The organism is Chitinivibrionales bacterium (assembly GCA_035516255.1).
Classification (GTDB): domain Bacteria; phylum Fibrobacterota; class Chitinivibrionia; order Chitinivibrionales; family FEN-1185; genus FEN-1185.
On sequence record DATJAL010000029.1, the window covers coordinates 40,648 to 58,562 of the forward strand.

The 17,915-nt window shown below is 57.6% G+C and carries 18 protein-coding genes and 1 tRNA gene; 14 read left to right on the plus strand and 5 right to left on the minus strand.

Annotated features, from left to right (window positions below; translation table 11 throughout):
* Positions 1 to 100 precede the first annotated feature (100 nt).
* The 7 genes from VLX68_08535 (at position 101) to VLX68_08565 (ending at position 9,752) form a co-directional block, all read left to right on the plus strand.
* A complete protein-coding gene (locus tag VLX68_08535; protein HUI92279.1) occupies positions 101 to 1,300 on the plus strand; it encodes a TolC family protein in 1,200 nt (399 codons plus the stop codon).
* 14 nt (positions 1,301 to 1,314) lie between these two features.
* Entirely contained in the window at positions 1,315 to 2,616 is a 1,302-nt protein-coding gene (locus VLX68_08540) for an efflux RND transporter periplasmic adaptor subunit (protein ID HUI92280.1), read from the plus strand.
* A gap of 80 nt (positions 2,617 to 2,696) precedes the next feature.
* Positions 2,697 to 3,434 carry an ABC transporter ATP-binding protein gene (locus VLX68_08545; GenBank protein HUI92281.1) on the plus strand — a complete coding sequence of 246 codons (738 nt, stop codon included), beginning with the start codon at positions 2,697 to 2,699 and terminating at the stop codon, positions 3,432 to 3,434.
* Positions 3,435 to 3,437: 3 nt separating this feature from the next.
* Positions 3,438 to 4,658, plus strand: coding sequence for an ABC transporter permease (locus VLX68_08550; GenBank protein HUI92282.1), 1,221 nt, complete (start codon positions 3,438 to 3,440; stop codon positions 4,656 to 4,658).
* Between the two features lie 618 nt (positions 4,659 to 5,276).
* A complete protein-coding gene (gene priA, locus VLX68_08555; protein ID HUI92283.1) occupies positions 5,277 to 7,475 on the plus strand; it encodes a primosomal protein N' in 2,199 nt (732 codons plus the stop codon).
* A 225-nt stretch (positions 7,476 to 7,700) separates the two neighbouring features.
* Entirely contained in the window at positions 7,701 to 8,687 is a 987-nt protein-coding gene (locus tag VLX68_08560) for a lysylphosphatidylglycerol synthase domain-containing protein (GenBank protein ID HUI92284.1), read from the plus strand.
* A 123-nt stretch (positions 8,688 to 8,810) separates the two neighbouring features.
* A complete protein-coding gene (locus VLX68_08565) occupies positions 8,811 to 9,752 on the plus strand; it encodes a hypothetical protein (GenBank protein HUI92285.1) in 942 nt (313 codons plus the stop codon).
* 89 nt (positions 9,753 to 9,841) lie between these two features.
* On the opposite strand, the gene VLX68_08570 is transcribed toward VLX68_08565, so the two are convergent.
* A complete protein-coding gene (locus tag VLX68_08570) occupies positions 9,842 to 10,618 on the minus strand; it encodes an RNA methyltransferase (GenBank protein HUI92286.1) in 777 nt (258 codons plus the stop codon).
* A 134-nt stretch (positions 10,619 to 10,752) separates the two neighbouring features.
* Here VLX68_08570 and VLX68_08575 point away from each other — a divergent pair, with 134 nt between their 5' ends.
* The 5 genes from VLX68_08575 to VLX68_08595 are packed head-to-tail and all read left to right on the plus strand — an operon-like array spanning position 10,753 to position 13,622.
* On the plus strand, positions 10,753 to 10,962 hold the full coding sequence (locus VLX68_08575) for a twin-arginine translocase TatA/TatE family subunit (GenBank protein HUI92287.1): 210 nt from the start codon (positions 10,753 to 10,755) through the stop codon (positions 10,960 to 10,962).
* Between the two features lie 19 nt (positions 10,963 to 10,981).
* A complete protein-coding gene (gene tatC / locus VLX68_08580; GenBank protein ID HUI92288.1) occupies positions 10,982 to 11,686 on the plus strand; it encodes a twin-arginine translocase subunit TatC in 705 nt (234 codons plus the stop codon).
* Positions 11,683 to 12,519, plus strand: coding sequence for a 5-formyltetrahydrofolate cyclo-ligase (locus VLX68_08585; GenBank protein ID HUI92289.1), 837 nt, complete (start codon positions 11,683 to 11,685; stop codon positions 12,517 to 12,519). The genes tatC and VLX68_08585 overlap by 4 nt, the downstream gene beginning before the upstream one ends.
* 44 nt (positions 12,520 to 12,563) lie before the next feature.
* On the plus strand, positions 12,564 to 13,376 hold the full coding sequence (locus VLX68_08590) for a DUF2953 domain-containing protein (GenBank protein HUI92290.1): 813 nt from the start codon (positions 12,564 to 12,566) through the stop codon (positions 13,374 to 13,376).
* A 9-nt stretch (positions 13,377 to 13,385) separates the two neighbouring features.
* Positions 13,386 to 13,622 carry a hypothetical protein gene (locus tag VLX68_08595; protein HUI92291.1) on the plus strand — a complete coding sequence of 79 codons (237 nt, stop codon included), beginning with the start codon at positions 13,386 to 13,388 and terminating at the stop codon, positions 13,620 to 13,622.
* Positions 13,623 to 13,701: 79 nt separating this feature from the next.
* Here the strand turns inward: VLX68_08595 and VLX68_08600 are convergent, their stop codons facing one another.
* Entirely contained in the window at positions 13,702 to 13,872 is a 171-nt protein-coding gene (locus tag VLX68_08600) for a hypothetical protein (GenBank protein HUI92292.1), read from the minus strand.
* Between the two features lie 299 nt (positions 13,873 to 14,171).
* On the opposite strand from VLX68_08600, the gene VLX68_08605 reads away from it, so the two are divergent.
* Positions 14,172 to 14,402, plus strand: a complete 231-nt coding sequence (locus VLX68_08605; protein HUI92293.1) for a nuclear transport factor 2 family protein — start codon at positions 14,172 to 14,174, stop codon at positions 14,400 to 14,402.
* Positions 14,403 to 14,643: 241 nt separating this feature from the next.
* Here the strand turns inward: VLX68_08605 and VLX68_08610 are convergent.
* The 3 genes from VLX68_08610 to VLX68_08620 form a co-directional block, all read right to left on the minus strand.
* A tRNA-Glu gene (locus VLX68_08610) sits at positions 14,644 to 14,718 on the minus strand.
* 247 nt (positions 14,719 to 14,965) lie between these two features.
* Positions 14,966 to 15,814, minus strand: coding sequence for a DUF116 domain-containing protein (locus VLX68_08615; protein ID HUI92294.1), 849 nt, complete (start codon positions 15,812 to 15,814; stop codon positions 14,966 to 14,968).
* Between the two features lie 40 nt (positions 15,815 to 15,854).
* Positions 15,855 to 16,082: a NifU family protein gene (locus VLX68_08620; GenBank protein HUI92295.1), complete on the minus strand. Its 228-nt coding sequence runs from the start codon at positions 16,080 to 16,082 to the stop codon at positions 15,855 to 15,857.
* A 214-nt stretch (positions 16,083 to 16,296) separates the two neighbouring features.
* On the opposite strand from VLX68_08620, the gene lnt reads away from it, so the two are divergent.
* Positions 16,297 to 17,889: an apolipoprotein N-acyltransferase gene (lnt, locus tag VLX68_08625; protein HUI92296.1), complete on the plus strand. Its 1,593-nt coding sequence runs from the start codon at positions 16,297 to 16,299 to the stop codon at positions 17,887 to 17,889.
* Positions 17,890 to 17,915: the final 26 nt, after the last annotated feature.

The window sequence follows — 17,915 nt, forward strand, 5'->3', positions numbered from 1 at the left end:
ATAGGGATGCATATTGAAAAATCGACGTGTCTATCAATATTTTTCGATTGCTATAGGGCTTTTGGTTTCTCAACAGGGTTTCGCGCAACAAACGTCTTCGTTGAGCCTGCAATCATACATTGAATTGGCAAAAAAGCAAAACCCGCAGATGCGCATTGCTAATGCGGAAGTCGCTTCCAACATTGCCTCGTTGCATTCGACAAGATCCCGTTTGCTGCCGCAGGTAAACGGCCAGGCGAGCGCCGGCCGCTCCATGGCGCAGGTTTCGCCGCCGTTTTCCGGCGTCGTTTACGATAACAATTACTCTGCCGGCATATCGGGCCAGCAGCTTCTCTGGGATTTCGGGAAGTCGTATTTCGCAACCCGGGCCGGTTCAACGCTTATTGCGGCGGCTCGGGAAGACGCCATAAGTTCGCTGCAGTCCGTTGTCCTCAACGCCAAGACGGCTTATTTCAATTACCTGCTGTCGCAGATGCTTCTCGCAACCGCGCTCGATGCGCTTTCGCAGGCCCAGGCGCATCTTGATCAGGCAAAAATTCTTTTCGAGATCGGCAAGCAGCCGAAATATACGGTCACCGCGGCTGAGGCTACTGTCGCGAACGCAACGGTGAGCGTGATTACGGCAAAGAACGGCCTGAGACTTGCAAAAGTGCAAATGGAGGTCGCGGCGGGAGTCGGTCTCGGCGATTCGCTGGAGCTTACGGACAGCCTTGTCGCGCTCGAGCCGGACATAACCAGGGAGCGCGCCCACGCCATCGCCGGTGATTCCCTGCCGCAGCTCGTATCGCTGCGCGCACGGTTGGAAGCGGCGCGTTTGCAGTTGATCTCCGCGAAAACGGCGCTGTTTCCCAGCCTTAACGCCACGGCCGGCGCCGGTTACGGGTCGAGGGATGTTTACGCATCGGATTGGAACCAGAACTGGAGCGTGGGGGTGAACCTTTCGGTCCCCATTTTCGAGGGAGGTTTTCTTGTCGCTTCCGTCGAGACCGCAAAGGCGTCTTATGATCAGGCAAAGGCGACGCTCGACGAAAACGTCCAGAACGCGCTGTCGGCGGTGGACCAGGCATATTACAGCAAGGCGGAGGCCGCGGAACGCATCATTGCCACGCAGAAACTGATCGAATCGTCGCAGCAGTCTCTGCAGCTCGCCCAGGAGCGTTTTGCCGCGGGCGCGGCGGCGTCGCTCGAAGTCACGGATGCCGAGGTGACGCTCGCCAATGCGAAAAGCAGCCATGCCCAGGCGCTGTATGACTATAGAACGGGCCACGCAAAACTTTTGGCCGCAATGGGCTTGCAATAAGAAAAGGAGTTCTCATGTCCAAGAAGGGCTGGATCGTTATTCTGGTCGTTGCGGCGCTTGCCGTGGCCACCGGAGCCTGGATGTTTCTTTCCAAGCGGGAAAAGCCCCCGTCGTACCGCACGGCAGCGGTCATGCGCGGCGACCTCACGGTGCAGGTGACCGCCACCGGCACGCTCAATCCTTTCGTCACCGTCCAAGTGGGCACGCAGGTGAGCGGGACCGTGGCGCGGTTGTTCGCCGATTTCAATTCGCGGGTGAAAAAAGGGCAGGTGGTTGCCCTCCTCGACACGTTGCTGCTGCACGCCGAGGTCGTTGATGCGCGCGCGAACCTTCTCAAGGCGCAGGCCCAGATGGTGCTCTCCACGCAGACGACGCTGCGGACCCGGGCCCTATTTGCAAAGGGGCTGGTGGCGCAGGCCGACCTCGACCAGGCGGTTTCCGATTCCGCGGCCGCCGCTTCGGCGCTCGTCTCGGCACGGGCGGCGCTTGACCGCGCAAAAGTCGATTTGGATTACGCGACCATCAGGTCGCCCATCACCGGGGTGGTGATCAACCGCGCCGTTGACGTGGGCCAGACCGTGGCGGCCAGTTTCAACACGCCCACGATTTTCTCCATCGCCGACGATCTCTCCCGCATGCAGGTGCAGGCGAGCATTGACGAAGCGGACATCGGCCAGGTAAAGGTCGGCCAGACCGCGACGTTCACCGTTGACGCGTATCCGGCACGGACCTTTACGGGCACCGTCTCACAGATACGGCTCCAGCCCGCCACGGTACAGAACGTGGTTTCTTATACCGTGATGATTGACGTTGACAATAAAGACATGTCGCTGCTGCCCGGCATGACGGCCAATGTCACGGTCGTGGTCCAGAAGGCCGCAGACGTGCTCATGGTGCCCACCGCCGCGCTCAAGTTTTTTCCGCCCATGGGCGATGCGGGCAAATGGCGCAGGCACGGCGCGGGCCGTGACAGCAGCGCCGCGGGACGGCAGTCCGCCGGCGCTGCCCGCGACACCGGGGCGCAGCGGCAGCACGCCTGGGCCGGGGGCGCCGTCGGCATGGGCGATACCACACGGCACAGGCAGTGGAAGGGTGCGGCGGATGAAAACGCGGGACATGTGTTCGTGCTGGCCGAGGGAAAACCGAAATTCGTGCGTGTCAAGACCGGCCTTTCCAACGGCGGTTTCGTGGAGGTTGATGGAGCACTGAAGCCCGGCGATTCGGTCATTGTGGCGACCATCAGTGGCGACAAGTCCAAGACCGCCGCGCAGCCATTCGGCATGGGCGGAGCGCCGGGAATGGGGAGAAGGTTCTAACGCACCCCTTCCTTCGGATTTCCCCTCTCTTAAAAGAGAGGGGAGTAAGGGGTGAGTTAGAACGAATTTCAGGAATACCTATGTCTCAAGCGATCATTTCTCTTCGCGGCATTTCAAAGGCCTACGTCATGGGCGACACCACCCTGTGGGCGCTGGACGGTGTCGATCTCGACATTCACAAAGGAGAATTCATCGCGATCATGGGAGCCAGCGGATCTGGCAAATCAACGCTCATGAACATCCTGGGGTGCCTCGACGTTCCCACGAAGGGGACCTACACCCTCGACGGCATTGAGGTGCAGAAGCTGCCCCCCAACGAGCTCGCCGTGCTCCGCAACCGCAAGCTCGGCTTCGTCTTCCAGTCGTTTAACCTGCTTTCGCGCACCGCGGCGATCGAAAACGTGGAGCTGCCGCTGCTCTACAACAATACGGTCTCATCGCGCGAATCGCACCGGCGGGCGCTCGCCTCACTTGAAACGGTGGGCCTCAAGGAGCGGGCGCACCATTTCTCGAACCAGCTTTCCGGCGGCCAGCAGCAGCGCGTGGCCATCGCGCGCGCGATTGTCAACGATCCGGTGCTGATCCTCGCCGACGAGCCGACGGGCAACCTCGACACGCACATGAGCGTCGAGATCATGTCGGTGTTCCAGGGGCTTAATGCCCGCGGCATCACCGTGGTGATTGTGACCCACGAACAGGACATCGCGCAATATACAAAACGGAACGTGGTGTTCCGCGACGGCGCCGTCATCGCCGACACGCCGGTGACCGCGCCGAGAAGCGCTGCGGCCGAGCTGGCCGCCGCGGCAAGGAGCTAGCACATGAGGATTCTGAGCATTCTGCGCATGGCGGCGCGTTCCATCAACCGCAACAAGATGCGGTCGTTCCTCACCATGCTCGGCATCGTGATCGGCGTGGCCGCGGTGATCGCCGTGCTCGCGATCGGCCAGGGCGCCCGCAATGCGATCAATGCGCAAATAGCAAGCCTCGGCACCAACCTTCTTTTGATTTTCCCCGGCGCGTTCACCGCGGGCGGCGTGCGCTCGGAGGCGGGCACCGCCTCGCGCCTCACGGAGGAGGATGCTGTCGCCATCAAGACGCAGTGCCCGGCCGTGATTTACAGCACGCCCATGGCGCGCACGAGCGCTCAGGTGAAGGCGGGCGGCCAGAACTGGCGCACCTCCATTTTCGGGGCGTACGCCAATTACCTGAAGATTCGCGACTGGGACCTCGCGGCAGGCGCGATGTACACCGACGCCGACGAGCGCGGCGCGGTGAAAGTGTGTGTGCTCGGCCAGACCGTGATCACCAACATCTTCGGCGAGGGCGCGAACCCGGTGGGCCAGACCATCCGCATCAAGAACCTGCCTTTCATCGTGGTGGGGACTCTTATAGGTAAAGGCCAGAACGCGGCCGGACAGGATCAGGACGACTGCGTCATCGCGCCGTACTCAACGGTGCAGAAGAAACTCATCGGCGGCACCTACGCGGGAAACCTGATGGCATCGGCAGTCACGGCCGAGGCCACCGACGAGGCCAGGCAGGAAATCAACCAGACGCTCATGGACCGCAGGAAGGGCAGCCAGGGCGACGGCTACGACTACACCATCCGCACGCAGACCGACATCAGCAACGCCGCGAACCAGACCGCGGCGACGCTGAGCCTCCTGCTGGCGAGCGTGGCGCTCGTGTCGCTGCTCGTGGGCGGCATCGGCATCATGAACATCATGCTCGTTTCGGTCACGGAACGCACGCGCGAGATCGGCATCCGCATGGCCGTGGGCGCCAAAGGCCGCGACGTGCGCATGCAGTTCCTCGTTGAGGCGCTCGTGCTCAGCTTCATGGGCGGGATCATCGGCATGGTGGCGGGCGCGGGCGCGTCGTGGATCATTTCCAAAAGTCAAGGATGGCCCGTGGCCATCTCGGGGTGGTCTTTGCTGCTCGGGTTCGGGTTTTCCGCCCTGATCGGCATCGTCTTCGGTTTTTATCCCGCAAGCAAGGCGGCGGCCCTCAATCCGATTGATGCGCTGCGGTATGAATAATCTCTTTAAGACTATAAAAAGTTGGGCGTCCCCCTGGTTGTAGAGGCGAAAAATTTTTCGCCCCTACAACCAGGGTCGGCCGTCCTTCCGGTCCACCCCTTCGGGTGCTTCTCCCTCGTCAGGGATTTCCAAGGGTCACAAGGGTCGTCGTCCTTCGGCTCGGGCTGCCACGGCCCCTATGGGCCTGCGGCGAGGGCCGGGCAGCACCGCGCTTTTGCGCGGCCTCCAGTCCTGCCCAACGCTCGCGATTTGTCAATCCCCGTACCTGTTTGATTTTGCATTTGCCTTTTCGTCCGCACTTTAATGGGATGCTGATTATTTTAAAATCTGGCTTATGCTTAACTCCCTGCTTTCAGCTTGAAACCTCAGCGGTATCCCGCTTCGCGGCGATAAAAAAAATCGATTTGTCAAGCTCCGTTTGTATTTGATATTGTATTCGCTTTTTCTTTCAACATTCAGCCCCCGACGTTCAACTTTCAACGCCAACCACGTCTCACCATCCGCCTTCCATCCATAAACTCATACCTGTCTTTGGGAAAAATGTGTATTTTCATGGTGCCAGAAAAAGTATCGAAAATCATCCACTAAATTTCTGAATTGACAAAACAAGAAATTGCCATGTCCTCCCCTCAATACAAAGTCGCCTGCGTCGCGTTTCCCATGGCCGTGTCCGGGGTTTACGATTACGACATCCCCGAGCCCCTGCGGCAGGACATCACCCCCGGAATGCCGGTGTTCGTTGAGCTGCGCAACAGAAGGGTGTGGGGTGTGGCCGTGCGGCTCAAGGAATCGTCGGCGCATTCGCATCTCAAGCCGGTCCTCGAGATAAAAAAAGACGCCTGGAGTGACGCGGACTCCTCGCTGATAAAATTGTACGAATGGATCGCGGCGTATTACCAATGCGACTTGGGACGGGTATTCAGGCCGTTTGTTCGGAAGAACTACGTGACCGTGCGGCCCAAGACCGTCACGGTGTATCGCGTTGCATCTGCTGCGCCCGAGAGAATAACACAAAAACAAAAAGAAGCCTTGTCGCGGCTTGCCGCCTTTCAGGGCGATCTGACCGGAAATGTATGTCAACAGGAAGTGAAGGTGGCGCCGCACCTGCTCGCCGCCCTGTGCAAAGCAGGCGCACTTGTCAAGGAAAAGAGGACCGTGCTGCGCGAGGCGCCCGAGCTCGCCGGCGGCCTCGGCGGCTACAACATAGTGCTTACGCAGGAGCAGCAGGACGCGGTGGAGGCCGTAAGCCGGGGGTTTTCGGAAAAGTCCGGGCCTTTCATGCTGCACGGCATCACCGGCAGCGGCAAGACGCACGTGTACATCGAACTTGCAAGGCGCGCCCTGGCCGCGGGCAGGGGAGTCATTATACTCGTGCCTGAAATCTCGCTCACGCCCCAGACCATCGCCCGCTTCCGGCAGGCGCTCGGCGACGTGATCGCCGTGATCCACAGCAGGATGAGCGACGGCGAGCGCCGCGACAGCCTCAACGCGCTGGTCACCGGCCGCAAGCGGCTCGCCATCGGCGTTCGCAGCGCCATCCTGGCGCCGGTCGCCGGCCTCGGCCTCATCATCGTGGACGAGGAGCACGACCAGAGCTATAAGCAGAGCGACCTTGACCCGCGCTACAACGCGCGCGACGTCGCCATGATGCGCGCGCGGCTGCAGAACGCGGTCGCGGTGCTCGGCAGCGCCACGCCGAGCCTGGAGAGCTACCACAACGCGCAGACCGGCAAATACCGGCTGCTCACCCTGCAAAACCGCTTCGGCGGCGCGGTGCTCCCCGCCGTGACCGTTGTTGACATGCGCGAAGAGCACCGCGACAACAACTGGACGCTGCTGTCGCGGCACCTGCGCGCCCGCATCGGCAGGGCGCTCGACGGCGGCCGCCAGATCATCCTGCTGCTCAACCGGCGCGGGTTTTCCACGTTTCTTGTTTGCAAAGACTGCGGCCACACCTACACGTGCCCGCAGTGCTCGGTCAACCTGATCTACCACAAAAGCGACTTTAGGCTCAAATGCCACCAGTGCGGCAGGGAGGAACCGGCGCCGTCGGCGTGTCCGGTTTGCAAAGGGGAGCAGATCAAGTTCAAGGGCACCGGCATCCAGAGGGCCGAGGAGTACCTCTTCTCGCAGTTCCCGCAGGCGCGCATCATCCGCATGGACCAGGACACCACGGCCGTAAAAGGCGGCCACGTTTCGATCATCGGCAGGTTTGAAAAGCGCGAGGCGGACATCCTGCTCGGCACGCAGATGGTGGCAAAGGGGCTCGATTTCCCGGGCGTGGCGCTCGTGGGCGTTTTGCAGGCCGACATCGGCCTGCATTTCCCGGACTTCCGGGCCGCGGAAAAGACCTTCCAGCTGCTTTCGCAGGTGGCGGGCCGCGCGGGCAGGGCCGACCGCCTCGGCGAGGTGGTGGTGCAGACCTATTTCCCGGACGAGCCCGCCGTCTGCGCCGCGCGGGACCACGATTACCTCGAATTTTACAACAGGGAAATTGCGGCGCGCGAGGCGCTGGGCTATCCGCCGTTCGGAAAGCTCGTGCGCATCGTGCTGTCGGGAAGGGAGCCGAATGCGGTCAGGACGCTGTTGCTCTCTGCGGCCGCCGCCGCACAAAAGACCTTAAAAAATCCCGCGGCGGTGCTTGGACCGTCGCCGGCGGTGATTGCAAAACTCAAAAACGAATTCCGGTATAATTTATTATTGAAGGCGGCGTCGCCGAAGGCGCTGCAGGAAGCGGTGCTGGCGGTACGGCAGGGGATAAGGGTTCCAAAATCGATGAGGCTAGCGATTGATGTGGATCCGGTGAACATGATGTAAAATGAAAATAAATTGGATTTGGGCGTTCCCCTCACCCTCGGTAAACCTCGGGCTCGGGCCGGTCTCCTTCCGGGCTCGGCTGGCAATGCGCTCCAGCGCACCCTGCGGTCCACCTAACGCGCGGACTGGGCATCAATTTTGTATCCGAAGTTCTGTGGCCGCAAGGTAGATTTGATGCAAGTACTAAATTGATATAAGAAATTGAATTGAATTCAATCACCGATTATGGACTTTTTTCAGGCAATTCAGAAAATAGTAAAACCTTTCAACCGCAAACGCTACGTGTGGCCGCTGAAACTGCTGGTCACGGCGCTGTTTGTGTATCTTGTCAACAAAAACCTCGGCTACGGCCGGATAAGGCTTTTCGAAATAAAACTTGCCGCGATGCCCCTCGTTGCGGTGCTGGTTGCCGGCCTGGCGAACTTTTTCTTCCAGGTGTTGCGCTGGCAACTGGTGTGCAAGGCGTACGGCATGCGCATCGGCGCAGGCCTTGCCGTAAAAACAATGCTGTTCGGCAACCTGCTCGCGTTTGTGACGCCGGGAAAGTTCGGTGAGCTTCTTCGCGGGATGTCGATTCCCGCGGCGAAAAAGTCCGACACGGTGGTGGCGGTGGCGTTTGAAAAGGTATGCGCCGGCATCGCGACCGTTGCTGCGGGCATTATCGCAGCGGCGGTTCACTCATCACGGCATGGAATTACATTAGGACAGACGGTGATTTTTGCCGGCGGTATCTGTATCGCCGTTGCAACCGCAGCCGTTGTCCTCCTTGCCTCGGGGAAGAATGCAAGAAAAATTCTCGGCCGGTTTTGCGAGGAAAAAGTTTGGCCATTCGCCGAACGTTTCATTCCCGCAACCGACGCCGCGACATTGTGGGGCGTTATACTATATTCGATTGCCGCGCACCTGTCGGTTGTTTGCCAGACGGTGTTTTTATTTTTCATGTTCGGCAGTCCGGACATTTCTGCCGACATCGTTTGCGCTTTTGAAGCCTATGCCTTTATGATTTTCTTCCCGTTCTTCATCGCCAACATGGGGATCCGCGAATACTCCTTCAAACTTTTCCTGTCAAAGGCCGGCGCCGCACCCGGCGCGGGTGCCATCGCGGTGCTTGCATCGGTATCGGTGCTGGCGATCAACATGGTGCTTCCCGCGCTCGCAGGGCTCGTATGGTGGCTGCTCGAGTCAAGAAAAGCCGCCGAAGATCCCGCCTGACCTGATCCGCCTCTATGCAATTAATGCGCCAAATTAATGGTTGATTTTTCCCCTTCATGGGTGTTATGATAGTAATATGTTTGTAATAAATGCCCACTCGCCTTGTGCGAAAGGACCAACGATATGAACGACACGGTAATTCTGGCTGGAATCGGCCTCATCCTGGGCCTCCTGCTCTCCTCGGTCATATGGATCGCGCTGTACGTGATCAACAAGGCGGAGCGCCAGCTTACACGCGAAAGGAACCTCATTGTAAAGACAATCGCCGATGAATCGGCGGAGGCGGATAAAATACTGTCTTCAGCATTGTCCAAGTCCATGAACGCGCACGGGCTGCGGACCGCCCTGCTCCCCAAAATAGATAAAATGCATAAATTGCTCACCGCGAACATGCACATCCTCGACATTTATTTTGTCAAGTACATGGAATTACAGATTGTACGGTTCAGGGCATCGTATGAGGTGCAGGAGCAGCCAGCCGCCCCGGCGGCCGGCTATCCCGCCGAAACCGCCCCGCGACAGACCGAAGTGACGTCCCGGCAGCCGGAGGCGGCGCCCGAGGAATTTGCCATTCCGGAAATGCGCGCCATGCCGCAGCCGTCTGTACACCCGGAGAACATCTACCGGCCTCCGGAAATGCCGCAGGTGCAACCCGAAGATGAAACCATCCGGGTACAGCGGCAGCCTCAAGTAAGACGGCCCAACCCAATGCAGACAGCCCCGCAGCGGCCGCGCATGCCCGCGGCCGTGCCGCCCGCGCCGGCAACGGCACGGATGCAGCAGCCCTTCCGGCAGCCGGCGAGCCAACTCGACACCAGGTCTATGTCGGTTGATCACTCTGAAAAAACAATGCAGTGGGACAGGAACCAGCTCGCCTCCGCTTCAGCGCCGCCCGAGGCGATTGTCGTGGAGGGCGCCGAAGTCCCGCGGAAAACGCCGCCGCCGCAAAGGCCCGCCCAGGGACCTGCCGCGCCGCCGGCGCCGGGCGCATCAAAAAATCCCATCATCAGCGGCGAAGACATCGAGAACACGATGGATTCGTTTTTCGGGCTGGGAAACCAATAGCCGCTATTTGTTCTCACTAAATTGGTTTCCGTTTTTCTAACGGGGACGGAACGCCCGTCTTGTCACATTACTTTGCAAAAAAAATCTTACTAAGTTGGAGTATTCTTTACAAAAGCGAAATCCCTCTGCCGCGCGCACTCGTACAGCAGCACTGCCGCAGCTGCCGACACGTTGAGCGAGCTTGCCGCGGCCGCGATGGGGATGGCTGCCGTGCGGGCGCACTGCTTGGCGAGGTAGGGCGGGATGCCGCGGTTTTCCCCGCCCGTGATGATGATTGACGGACCGGTTAAATCGATGTCCTGCGGTTTTTCACTGGAGCCGGCCGCGGCCCCCACTACGGCATATCCCTTTGCCGCGAGCGTGGCAACGAGCCCCTCAAGGTTCTTGGGCTTCACCAGGGGCAGGTGCTCGAGCATCCCGGCTGCCGCCTTGGCGACGGTGGGGCCGATGGGTGCCGTGTTTTTTCTTTCGAGCAGCATCGCGTCGACGCCGAACGCCACGCACGTGCGGATGAGCGCGCCGAGATTGCGCGGGTCCTCCACCGACGCCGGGATGAAAAGGAGCGGCGGGGTTGTTTTTACCGATAGCATTTCGAGCAGCGCGTCGGGCTCCATGAATTCCTTTGCGCTGCACAACGCCACCGTTCCCTGGTGCTTGTCGCTGCCGCAGAGCTGGCCGAGCTTTTGCGCAGGCACCATCTGGTAGGCGAGTCGTTCCTTTCTCGCAAGTTTGACCAGCTCGAACAGCGCGGCGGATTTGCCGTCTTTGTCAAAATACAGGCGGTCTATCCGCCGTATTCCGGTTGAAAGGAGTTCGCCGACGGGGTGTATTCCGTAAACAACGTTTTCGGGAGAGGATGGGTTCATGGCTTATGCGAAATTGAAAAGAGGAATCATCGCGCCGTCAATCGTCTCTTAATATATTTTATAGCGTGTTTGCGGGATAATACTTTGGATCGTCCATTACAAAAGGTAGAATATTTCATCGAAAGGGGTAAGATATGGGAGGATTAAGCCCAATCCATTGGATCATCATACTGCTCGTCATCGTCCTGCTTTTTGGGTCAAAAAAGATACCCGAACTGGCAAAGGGCCTCGGACAGGGCATCAAGGAGTTCAAAAAGGCGTCAAGCGAAGCAACAAAGGAAATAAGCGAGGCGGAAAAGCCGAATGCTAGCAAACCTGATTCGGAAACTAAGAAAGAAGGATAACCAGGACGCCCGCGAGGGCATGAATTTTCTTGATCACCTCGAGGAACTCCGGGGCCGCCTGATCAAGAGTTCCGTGGCCGTTTTTGTCTGCGCCATCCCCTGTTTTATTTACTGGCACCAGATTTTCGATTTCCTGCTGGTGTACCCCCTCAGGTACGCGAACCCGAAGCCGTCCATCATTTACACCGCGCCCGCCGAGGCGGTGATGCTCAGCTTCAAGATTGCCCTCGTGTGCGGCCTCATCGTCGCCATCCCCTTCATCTTTTACCAGCTGTGGGCGTTCGTGGCGCCCGGGCTTTACGGAAAGGAAAAAAAGGTCGTGCTGCCCGTGGTCATCTCGTCCACGTTTTCCTTTTTCTGCGGCCTGACCTTCGCCTATTTCATGCTGCCGTGGATGCTCAAGGTGCTCACGACCTGGGGAGGGAGCGCCATGATGCCCTATTTCAAGGCGAACGAGTACATCTCGTTCATGCTCAAGCTGAGCGTCGCTTGCGGGATCGTGTTCGAGATGCCCGTGGTGTCGTGGGTACTCACGCGCATGGGGCTCCTCACGCCCCAATTCCTCGTGAGCAAGCTGCGGCACGCCACCGTGCTCATCTTCATCGTCGCCGCGGTGATCACCCCGCCCGACGCCATGTCCATGATGTTCATGGCCCTGCCGCTCATGATCATCTACGGGGTGAGCATCCTTGTTTCATTCTTGACCCGGGGGCGCGAGGCATGAACGTTGGACTTGATTTTTCGGAAATCCTGATCATCATGGCCCTCATCCTGATCTTTTTCGGGTCAAAGGAGATCCCGGCCATGCTCAAGCAGGCGGGACGGCTCATCGGCCAGATCCGCATGTACACCGACAAGGTGCGGCGTGAGATAAACGACCTCACCAAACTCGACGAACCCATGCCCAGTTTCGACCAGGAGATTGCCAAGAAAAAGGAGGCGCTCCGGCAGGTTTACATCGGCAGGCGCAAGGACCTCGGTGAGGAGCAGCGGGCAGCGAAATCGGCGGCAATCTGGGAGCACCTGAAAAAAGATCCCGCCTTTGTCAAGGCAAAGTCGGTGCTTGCGTATGTGGAAATCGGCGCGGAAGCCGCCCTGCGGCCTGCCATCCTCGAGATGCTTGCCGCCGGCAAGCGCGTGGTGATACCGTATTCGCACGAGGATTCGTCCATGGGCATGGGGGAGATCACGAACCTGGACAAAGACATTGTGTTAAGCCAGGGCCTGGGCGTGTATGAGCCCGCGCGGGAGCGGCGCGATAATTTCTTCAAGACCGACATCAAGTTCGTGCTGTGCCCGGCGGTGGCATTCGACCGGAACGGCTCCCGGCTCGGCAGGGGCAAGGGCAGCTACGACCGGTTCTGCAAGGAGCTCAAAGGCACGGTGCCGATCTACGGCCTGGCGTTCGACTGCCAGATCATGGGGCCCGACGAGCGGGTGCCGTTCGCCTACCACGACGTGGTGATGGACCAGGTCGTCACCGAGAGCGGGCCGCTGCTTGCGAAACCGGAAGAGCATTCGCCGCAGGTGATGCCGTTCATGCAGCCCGCGGGATAGCCTCTGTTATTTGCTCAGGACGAAATGAATCGAGGATAAACAACATGGTTGTTACCATCCTTGCAATACTCCTGACCGTTTTCGTCGTTGTTTCGTCGATCATCCTGTTTCCCCCCATTACCATCGCGTGTTCCGGCTCTGTCAAGGAGTCCTCTGCGGCGGTTGCGGAAGTTTCCGGCTGGTGGCTGCATCCGAAATTGTTGCGTTGCGTCTTTGATTTCAGGAAAAAGGCCATTATCGTTCTTCTCCTTGGAAGATTCAGAATATTTTCTTCTGATTCACGCAAGCCGCCAGAAGAGAAGGAGCCGCCCGAACCGCATCCGAAAATGGAGGAGAAAAAGCCGTCCGTTTCTCATGAGGAGAAGCCGCGTTCCATCGTCCAGGAGCATCCGCATGGCGAAAAGATTGAAGAGGAAGAAGGCGCGGCGGAAAAAGGGAAACGCCCTTTTTCCGATAAGTTAATCCCCCTGAAGAAAGCATGGGTTTTTTTAGGGGATTCATCTTTTCGGTATAAGGTCCTCCGGTGGTTGCTGAAATTATTTTTGTCCCTGGTCGGGGCGGTTTCTTTTCGGATCGTATCGGCGCGGGTGAAGGCCGGACTTTTTGATCCTGCGCTCACCGGCAAGGCGTACGGCTATTTCACCGGCCTCAGGTATGCCCTTATAACGGAAAAATCTTCCTGCAAAGAAATTCTTTTTGAGCCTGTTTTTAACGATGAACCTTTTTCAGCCGAAGGCGGAGTGGCGCTATCCTCATCCATGGCCCGGCTTTGCCTGCCGATTGTGTTTGCCGTTCTCACCTTCCCGTACCTTCACGCCTTCATATTGTATCGCAGGTCGAAAAAAATAAAGGCCTAGGGAGATCGCATGGACGATGCGATGGTTTCCGTCATCAAATCGCACGTGGAAAGCGAGCTTGCCAAGCTTCCGGAGGGAGAGAAGTATTACTCCGAGGAAACAGGTGATTTCAGGGACATGTTCGATATCGGCCCCGGCACGGACCTTGCCGATGAACTGGTTCCTGCGCTGAAAAGGTCAGGACTGACCGTTGAATTGACGGACGAGGAAGGCGAGGAATTCATTGTTTTTTCGAGGAAGGCCTGAGCTAGCGGGAATGGGAATCGCAACACAGGCCTAAAAAGCCTTCAGCGGCTTCGATGTTCCCCGGTGAAAAGAATTACCTTTAAGCAACTTGATGCTCGATTCCGGACGAGTCCCTGGAGGGAATTTCAAGGACGGTCGTGTCGTCGGGCTTTCCGTCCGTGAAATCCCGGTGCAGGGCGCACCATTCCGCTATGTCGCGGTGGCCGCACTTTTCCCAAAAATAGCATTGTTTTCCCTTCAGGCAATCCATAATTTCCCCCCTTATTAGAAATGCGAAAGGGCCCCAGACACCGTTTGCCTGGTAATGCAAGACAAATGCCATCCACGACTTTACGAAAAAGTAATCACTTCCCAAATCGATTGTCGGTTTTATTCTCAGATTTATTCGCAGATTGGGAAAATTTCTTACTATTGGCAAAATGGTTTTCAAGATGAAAAAACGTGGTCGAGCGCCACGGTCCTTTCGGTCGGCACGCTCTTTGCCTTTTACTCGCGATGAGGGAAAATATTTGTGGAATAGCCTTGTTCTGACACCGGAGGCGGACGCGTATGACGATACAAGAAATCGTCCGGAGTTTTTACCATGGTCTGGCGGCAAAAAATGATGAATGGAAAAGGAACCTGGATTCGGCCATTGTTTTTTCCGATGCAAGCGGGAAACTCCACGCCGAAGGAAAAGACGCTTTTATTCAGTCGTTTGCGAGCTTTCTCAAAGGTGTGGAAAACGTGCAAGTAAAGTTGCTGATTACCGCAGGCGACTATGCATGTGCGGTGCTATGATCATATATCGCCAAAAGGTACGAGGCTTCATCAAGATGATGCGGAAGTATGGAAGGTAAAAGACGGAAAATGTATGGAGCTGACGGTTTATTTTGACATTTCAGAGTTTCGCAGTTTCATGGGCCGTTGAGCCAGGGCTTTACCGCGAAATCCTGGCCCCCCAGATCAAATCAAAACCTCTCATTTTATACAGGGATGAGATTTTGCGAAGGGCAAATTAATTAGTGTCTTTCGGCATGATTGGTAGTCCCTATGGGAATCGAACCCATGTTGCAGGAATGAAAATCCTGTGTCCTAACCACTAGACGAAGGGACCGTAAGAAAATCGCCACAGAGACACGGAGGACACAGAGAAAAAAATTGAATTAAATTTCGGTGCCTGCATGAATCCGTGGATTCTCAAAAACAGGTGTTTAAAATACCTTAGTGTGGATTTTGGGGCAATTAATTTTTACCAAAGCAGATTTTTCAATTATCTGATGAAAAAAAAGCCGGACGCCCACCCGAAAGCGGTGGCGAAATTAAAATCAAATCAAAATAGACAGGTCGGTCGGGCATCATCCTTAACCAATACTATTAACCGGCTCTCTCCTGAAAAACCTGATCCCGTCCTCCACCAGCTTCAAATCAACACAGGTGTTGAAGCACGGGCCGTTGGGCCGGTCGTTGATCACGCCGTACACGGGGATGGGGTGCACGTCCTGGATGCCGAAGGTGAGGTCGCGCTCGCAGGCCACGGCCACGATGCCGTCGGGCCTGAAGTCGGACACTTTTTTCCGCGCGAGCGTGCCGCCGTTCACCACCTCGATCTTGAGGCCGAGGCGTTCTCCCATGTCAACGAGACCGCCCACGGGGCAGCGGCCGCAGCGGGCGCAGTTGCTCACGTCGGACGTGAGCTTGCGGTTGCACACGTCGATCTGCAGACAGTGGGGGAGCAGGATGAGGATGCGGTCGCCGCGGATGCGTCTGCGCTGCGCCTTGGTGAGCGAGTTGTTCACCTTGATGAACGAGGTGCGCAGCTTGGCGCGGTTCACGCCGAGGACCTGGCTCAGGGTCGCCGCGAGGGGAAAAAGAAATTTCACGGTCACCGACTGCTTGCCGTGCGGGTAGAGCAGGTCCCATCCGGTGAGCGCGGTGACGGTGATGAGCGTGAGCCCGCTGGTCACCACGACCGTGACGCCGGCCAGCGCGATGAGCGTAGCGCGGTCGAGCCACACCGCGATCTGGAAAAGCCGCGGATGGACGAGATAATAGGAAAGGTAGGCGATGCCGATGAAGATGAAAAGGCTGGCCCAGCAGAACCCGAGGAAGGTCGCCTTTGTCCAGGCATTGCGCCACGCCGACTGCATCTTCGGGCTGGCAAGCCCCGCAGTGACGTTTTGGAGGATTCCGCCCGTGGCTTTAGTTTCCATATAAGCCGTTTTCCAGCCTTACATGGCAAAGGAAAATTTTTCAGCTGACGTTTTCAACCGATTTTACTTCAGGAACATTCGCCCTGAGCAGCCGCTCAACGCCCATCTTGAGGGTCATGGCGGCGCCGGGGCATCCGTGACACGCGCCCTGGAGCTTCACCTTGACCACGCCGTCCTCTCCAACGTCAACGAGCTCGATGTCGCCGCCGTCGGCCTGGAGGTTGGGGCGTATGGTGTCTATCACTTTCTGCACTTTTTCCTTGAGCATCGGCACTCCTTGCTAAAAAATGGATAGAATGAAATTATACCATCAGGGATACGGATTTTTCAGCTTGAATATTTTGGGATGCCGCGCGATGATGGTTAAAATATACTTGATTCTGATGAAGGCACAGTTTTTTGATGACATCGCCTGTTGTTGATGAAAATTCGGTCCGTCATTTCAAGCACCCGCTTCCCACATGTTTTATTTTTATCCAATCATGCAACCCTTATTAAATAAACTTGTCGGATATTACAATCAGAAAAACCGCCTCTGGCTGCCCCTTGCTGCCGGCGCGGCATATGCCCTTGGCCTGCCGCCGTTCAACAGCCTGCTGCATCCGGCGTTCACGCTGTTTCCCTTGCTGAGTTTCGTCATCTGCCTGCCGCTGTTTTTGATCAGCCTGAATCCTTCCTTCAAGCGCGCGGTATGGCATTCATACCTGTTCGGGCTCATCGCGTCGGGCTGCCAGTTCTACTGGATCGCGTTCGTGGTTCCCGAAGGGCTGTGGCATCTGGTGCTGATCGGCGTGGCGCTTGCCTGTCTGTACGAGGGGCTTTACTTTCTCCTGTTGGGTGTTCTGTTCAGGTGGAGCAGGAAAAAATTTCCGACGCTTTACGTTTTGGTATTTCCGGCGTTATGGGTGCTGGTGGAATATGTGCGCGGCCTCGGCGAAATATCGTTTCCATGGAACCTCATCGGCTATTCTTTGACGCCGCTGCTTCCCCTGTCCCAGCTCGCGTCAGTCACCGGCGTGTTCGGCCTGAGCTTTGTGGTGGTGCTGGGCAACGTGCTCGTGTGGAAATTCGTGAGCATTCTCAGGCGTAAAGGTGCAATCGACCGCGGCCTTCCGGTGTTTGCCGCGGCGCTGATCGCGGTTGGGGCCTGGGGGTTCGTCAGGATGAAAACGGCGTCGCCGGCCCATGCGAAAACCATGACCATCGCCGCGCTCCAGAGCGACATAGACCAGAACCACTGGGGCGCAAATTCGCTCGACAGCTCGTTTGACATTGTGGAAACCCTGGTGCGGCGCGCGGCAAAGGACCGTCCGGACCTCATCATCATGCCCGAAAGCGCGCTGCTGTGCTACCTGATCCGCAGGCCAATGCTCGCCGACCGGGTCGCGTCGTGGGCGAAGGAACTTCACGTTCCCATGATCGTGGGCGCGCTGCACTGGGACAATGCGCCGAAGGGCTCGGCGCGGGAATATTTCGTTTACAATTCGGCATTTTACCTTGATCCGAACACCCTCACGTTCACGCCGTACTATAAAATGCGGCTCGTGCCGTTTTCGGAGGCGCTGCCGTTCCAGGGCATATTTCCCATTCTGAGCCGCGTGAACCTTGGCCAGGCCGATTTCAAGACGGGCAATGACCCGGTGGTGTTTTCCATCGGGCCGGTCATGCGCGCCGCGCCGTTCATCTGCTACGAAATAATCTATCCCGACCTGGTGCGCCAGCGGGTGAAGCGCGGCGCGAACCTGCTGGTCAACATCACCAATGACGGCTGGTTCGGCAAGACCTCGGGCGCGTTCCAGCACGCCACCATGGCGCGCATGCGCTGCATCGAGAACGGCGTGCCGCTCGCGCGCTCGGCCAACACGGGCGTCACCATGCTCGTGGACCAGTTCGGCCGCGTTCTTTGCAGAAAGGAAATTTACACGCGCACGTACTTGACCGGGAAACTGTCCATCGGCAGGATTCCGACATTGTATACGAGGCTGGGTGACTGGCCGGTGATTATGTCGCTGGTGGTGGTTTTAGCCGGGATTGGAATGATTGTGATAAGAAGATTCTCTAAAGCAAAAGCCTGATCAATGAAAATGTGGCGGTTTGATAC

Coding starts and splice junctions, on each gene's coding strand:
- VLX68_08540 (HUI92280.1), top strand. CDS start 1,315: ATGTCCAAGAAGGGCTGGATCGTTATTCTGGTCGTTGCGGCGCTTGCC.
- VLX68_08545 (HUI92281.1), top strand. CDS start 2,697: ATGTCTCAAGCGATCATTTCTCTTCGCGGCATTTCAAAGGCCTACGTC.
- VLX68_08550 (HUI92282.1), top strand. CDS start 3,438: ATGAGGATTCTGAGCATTCTGCGCATGGCGGCGCGTTCCATCAACCGC.
- priA (HUI92283.1), top strand. CDS start 5,277: ATGTCCTCCCCTCAATACAAAGTCGCCTGCGTCGCGTTTCCCATGGCC.
- VLX68_08560 (HUI92284.1), top strand. CDS start 7,701: ATGGACTTTTTTCAGGCAATTCAGAAAATAGTAAAACCTTTCAACCGC.
- VLX68_08565 (HUI92285.1), top strand. CDS start 8,811: ATGAACGACACGGTAATTCTGGCTGGAATCGGCCTCATCCTGGGCCTC.
- VLX68_08570 (HUI92286.1), bottom strand. CDS start 10,618: ATGAACCCATCCTCTCCCGAAAACGTTGTTTACGGAATACACCCCGTC.
- VLX68_08575 (HUI92287.1), top strand. CDS start 10,753: ATGGGAGGATTAAGCCCAATCCATTGGATCATCATACTGCTCGTCATC.
- tatC (HUI92288.1), top strand. CDS start 10,982: ATGAATTTTCTTGATCACCTCGAGGAACTCCGGGGCCGCCTGATCAAG.
- VLX68_08585 (HUI92289.1), top strand. CDS start 11,683: ATGAACGTTGGACTTGATTTTTCGGAAATCCTGATCATCATGGCCCTC.
- VLX68_08590 (HUI92290.1), top strand. CDS start 12,564: ATGGTTGTTACCATCCTTGCAATACTCCTGACCGTTTTCGTCGTTGTT.
- VLX68_08595 (HUI92291.1), top strand. CDS start 13,386: ATGGACGATGCGATGGTTTCCGTCATCAAATCGCACGTGGAAAGCGAG.
- VLX68_08600 (HUI92292.1), bottom strand. CDS start 13,872: ATGGATTGCCTGAAGGGAAAACAATGCTATTTTTGGGAAAAGTGCGGC.
- VLX68_08605 (HUI92293.1), top strand. CDS start 14,172: ATGACGATACAAGAAATCGTCCGGAGTTTTTACCATGGTCTGGCGGCA.
- VLX68_08615 (HUI92294.1), bottom strand. CDS start 15,814: ATGGAAACTAAAGCCACGGGCGGAATCCTCCAAAACGTCACTGCGGGG.
- VLX68_08620 (HUI92295.1), bottom strand. CDS start 16,082: ATGCTCAAGGAAAAAGTGCAGAAAGTGATAGACACCATACGCCCCAAC.
- lnt (HUI92296.1), top strand. CDS start 16,297: ATGCAACCCTTATTAAATAAACTTGTCGGATATTACAATCAGAAAAAC.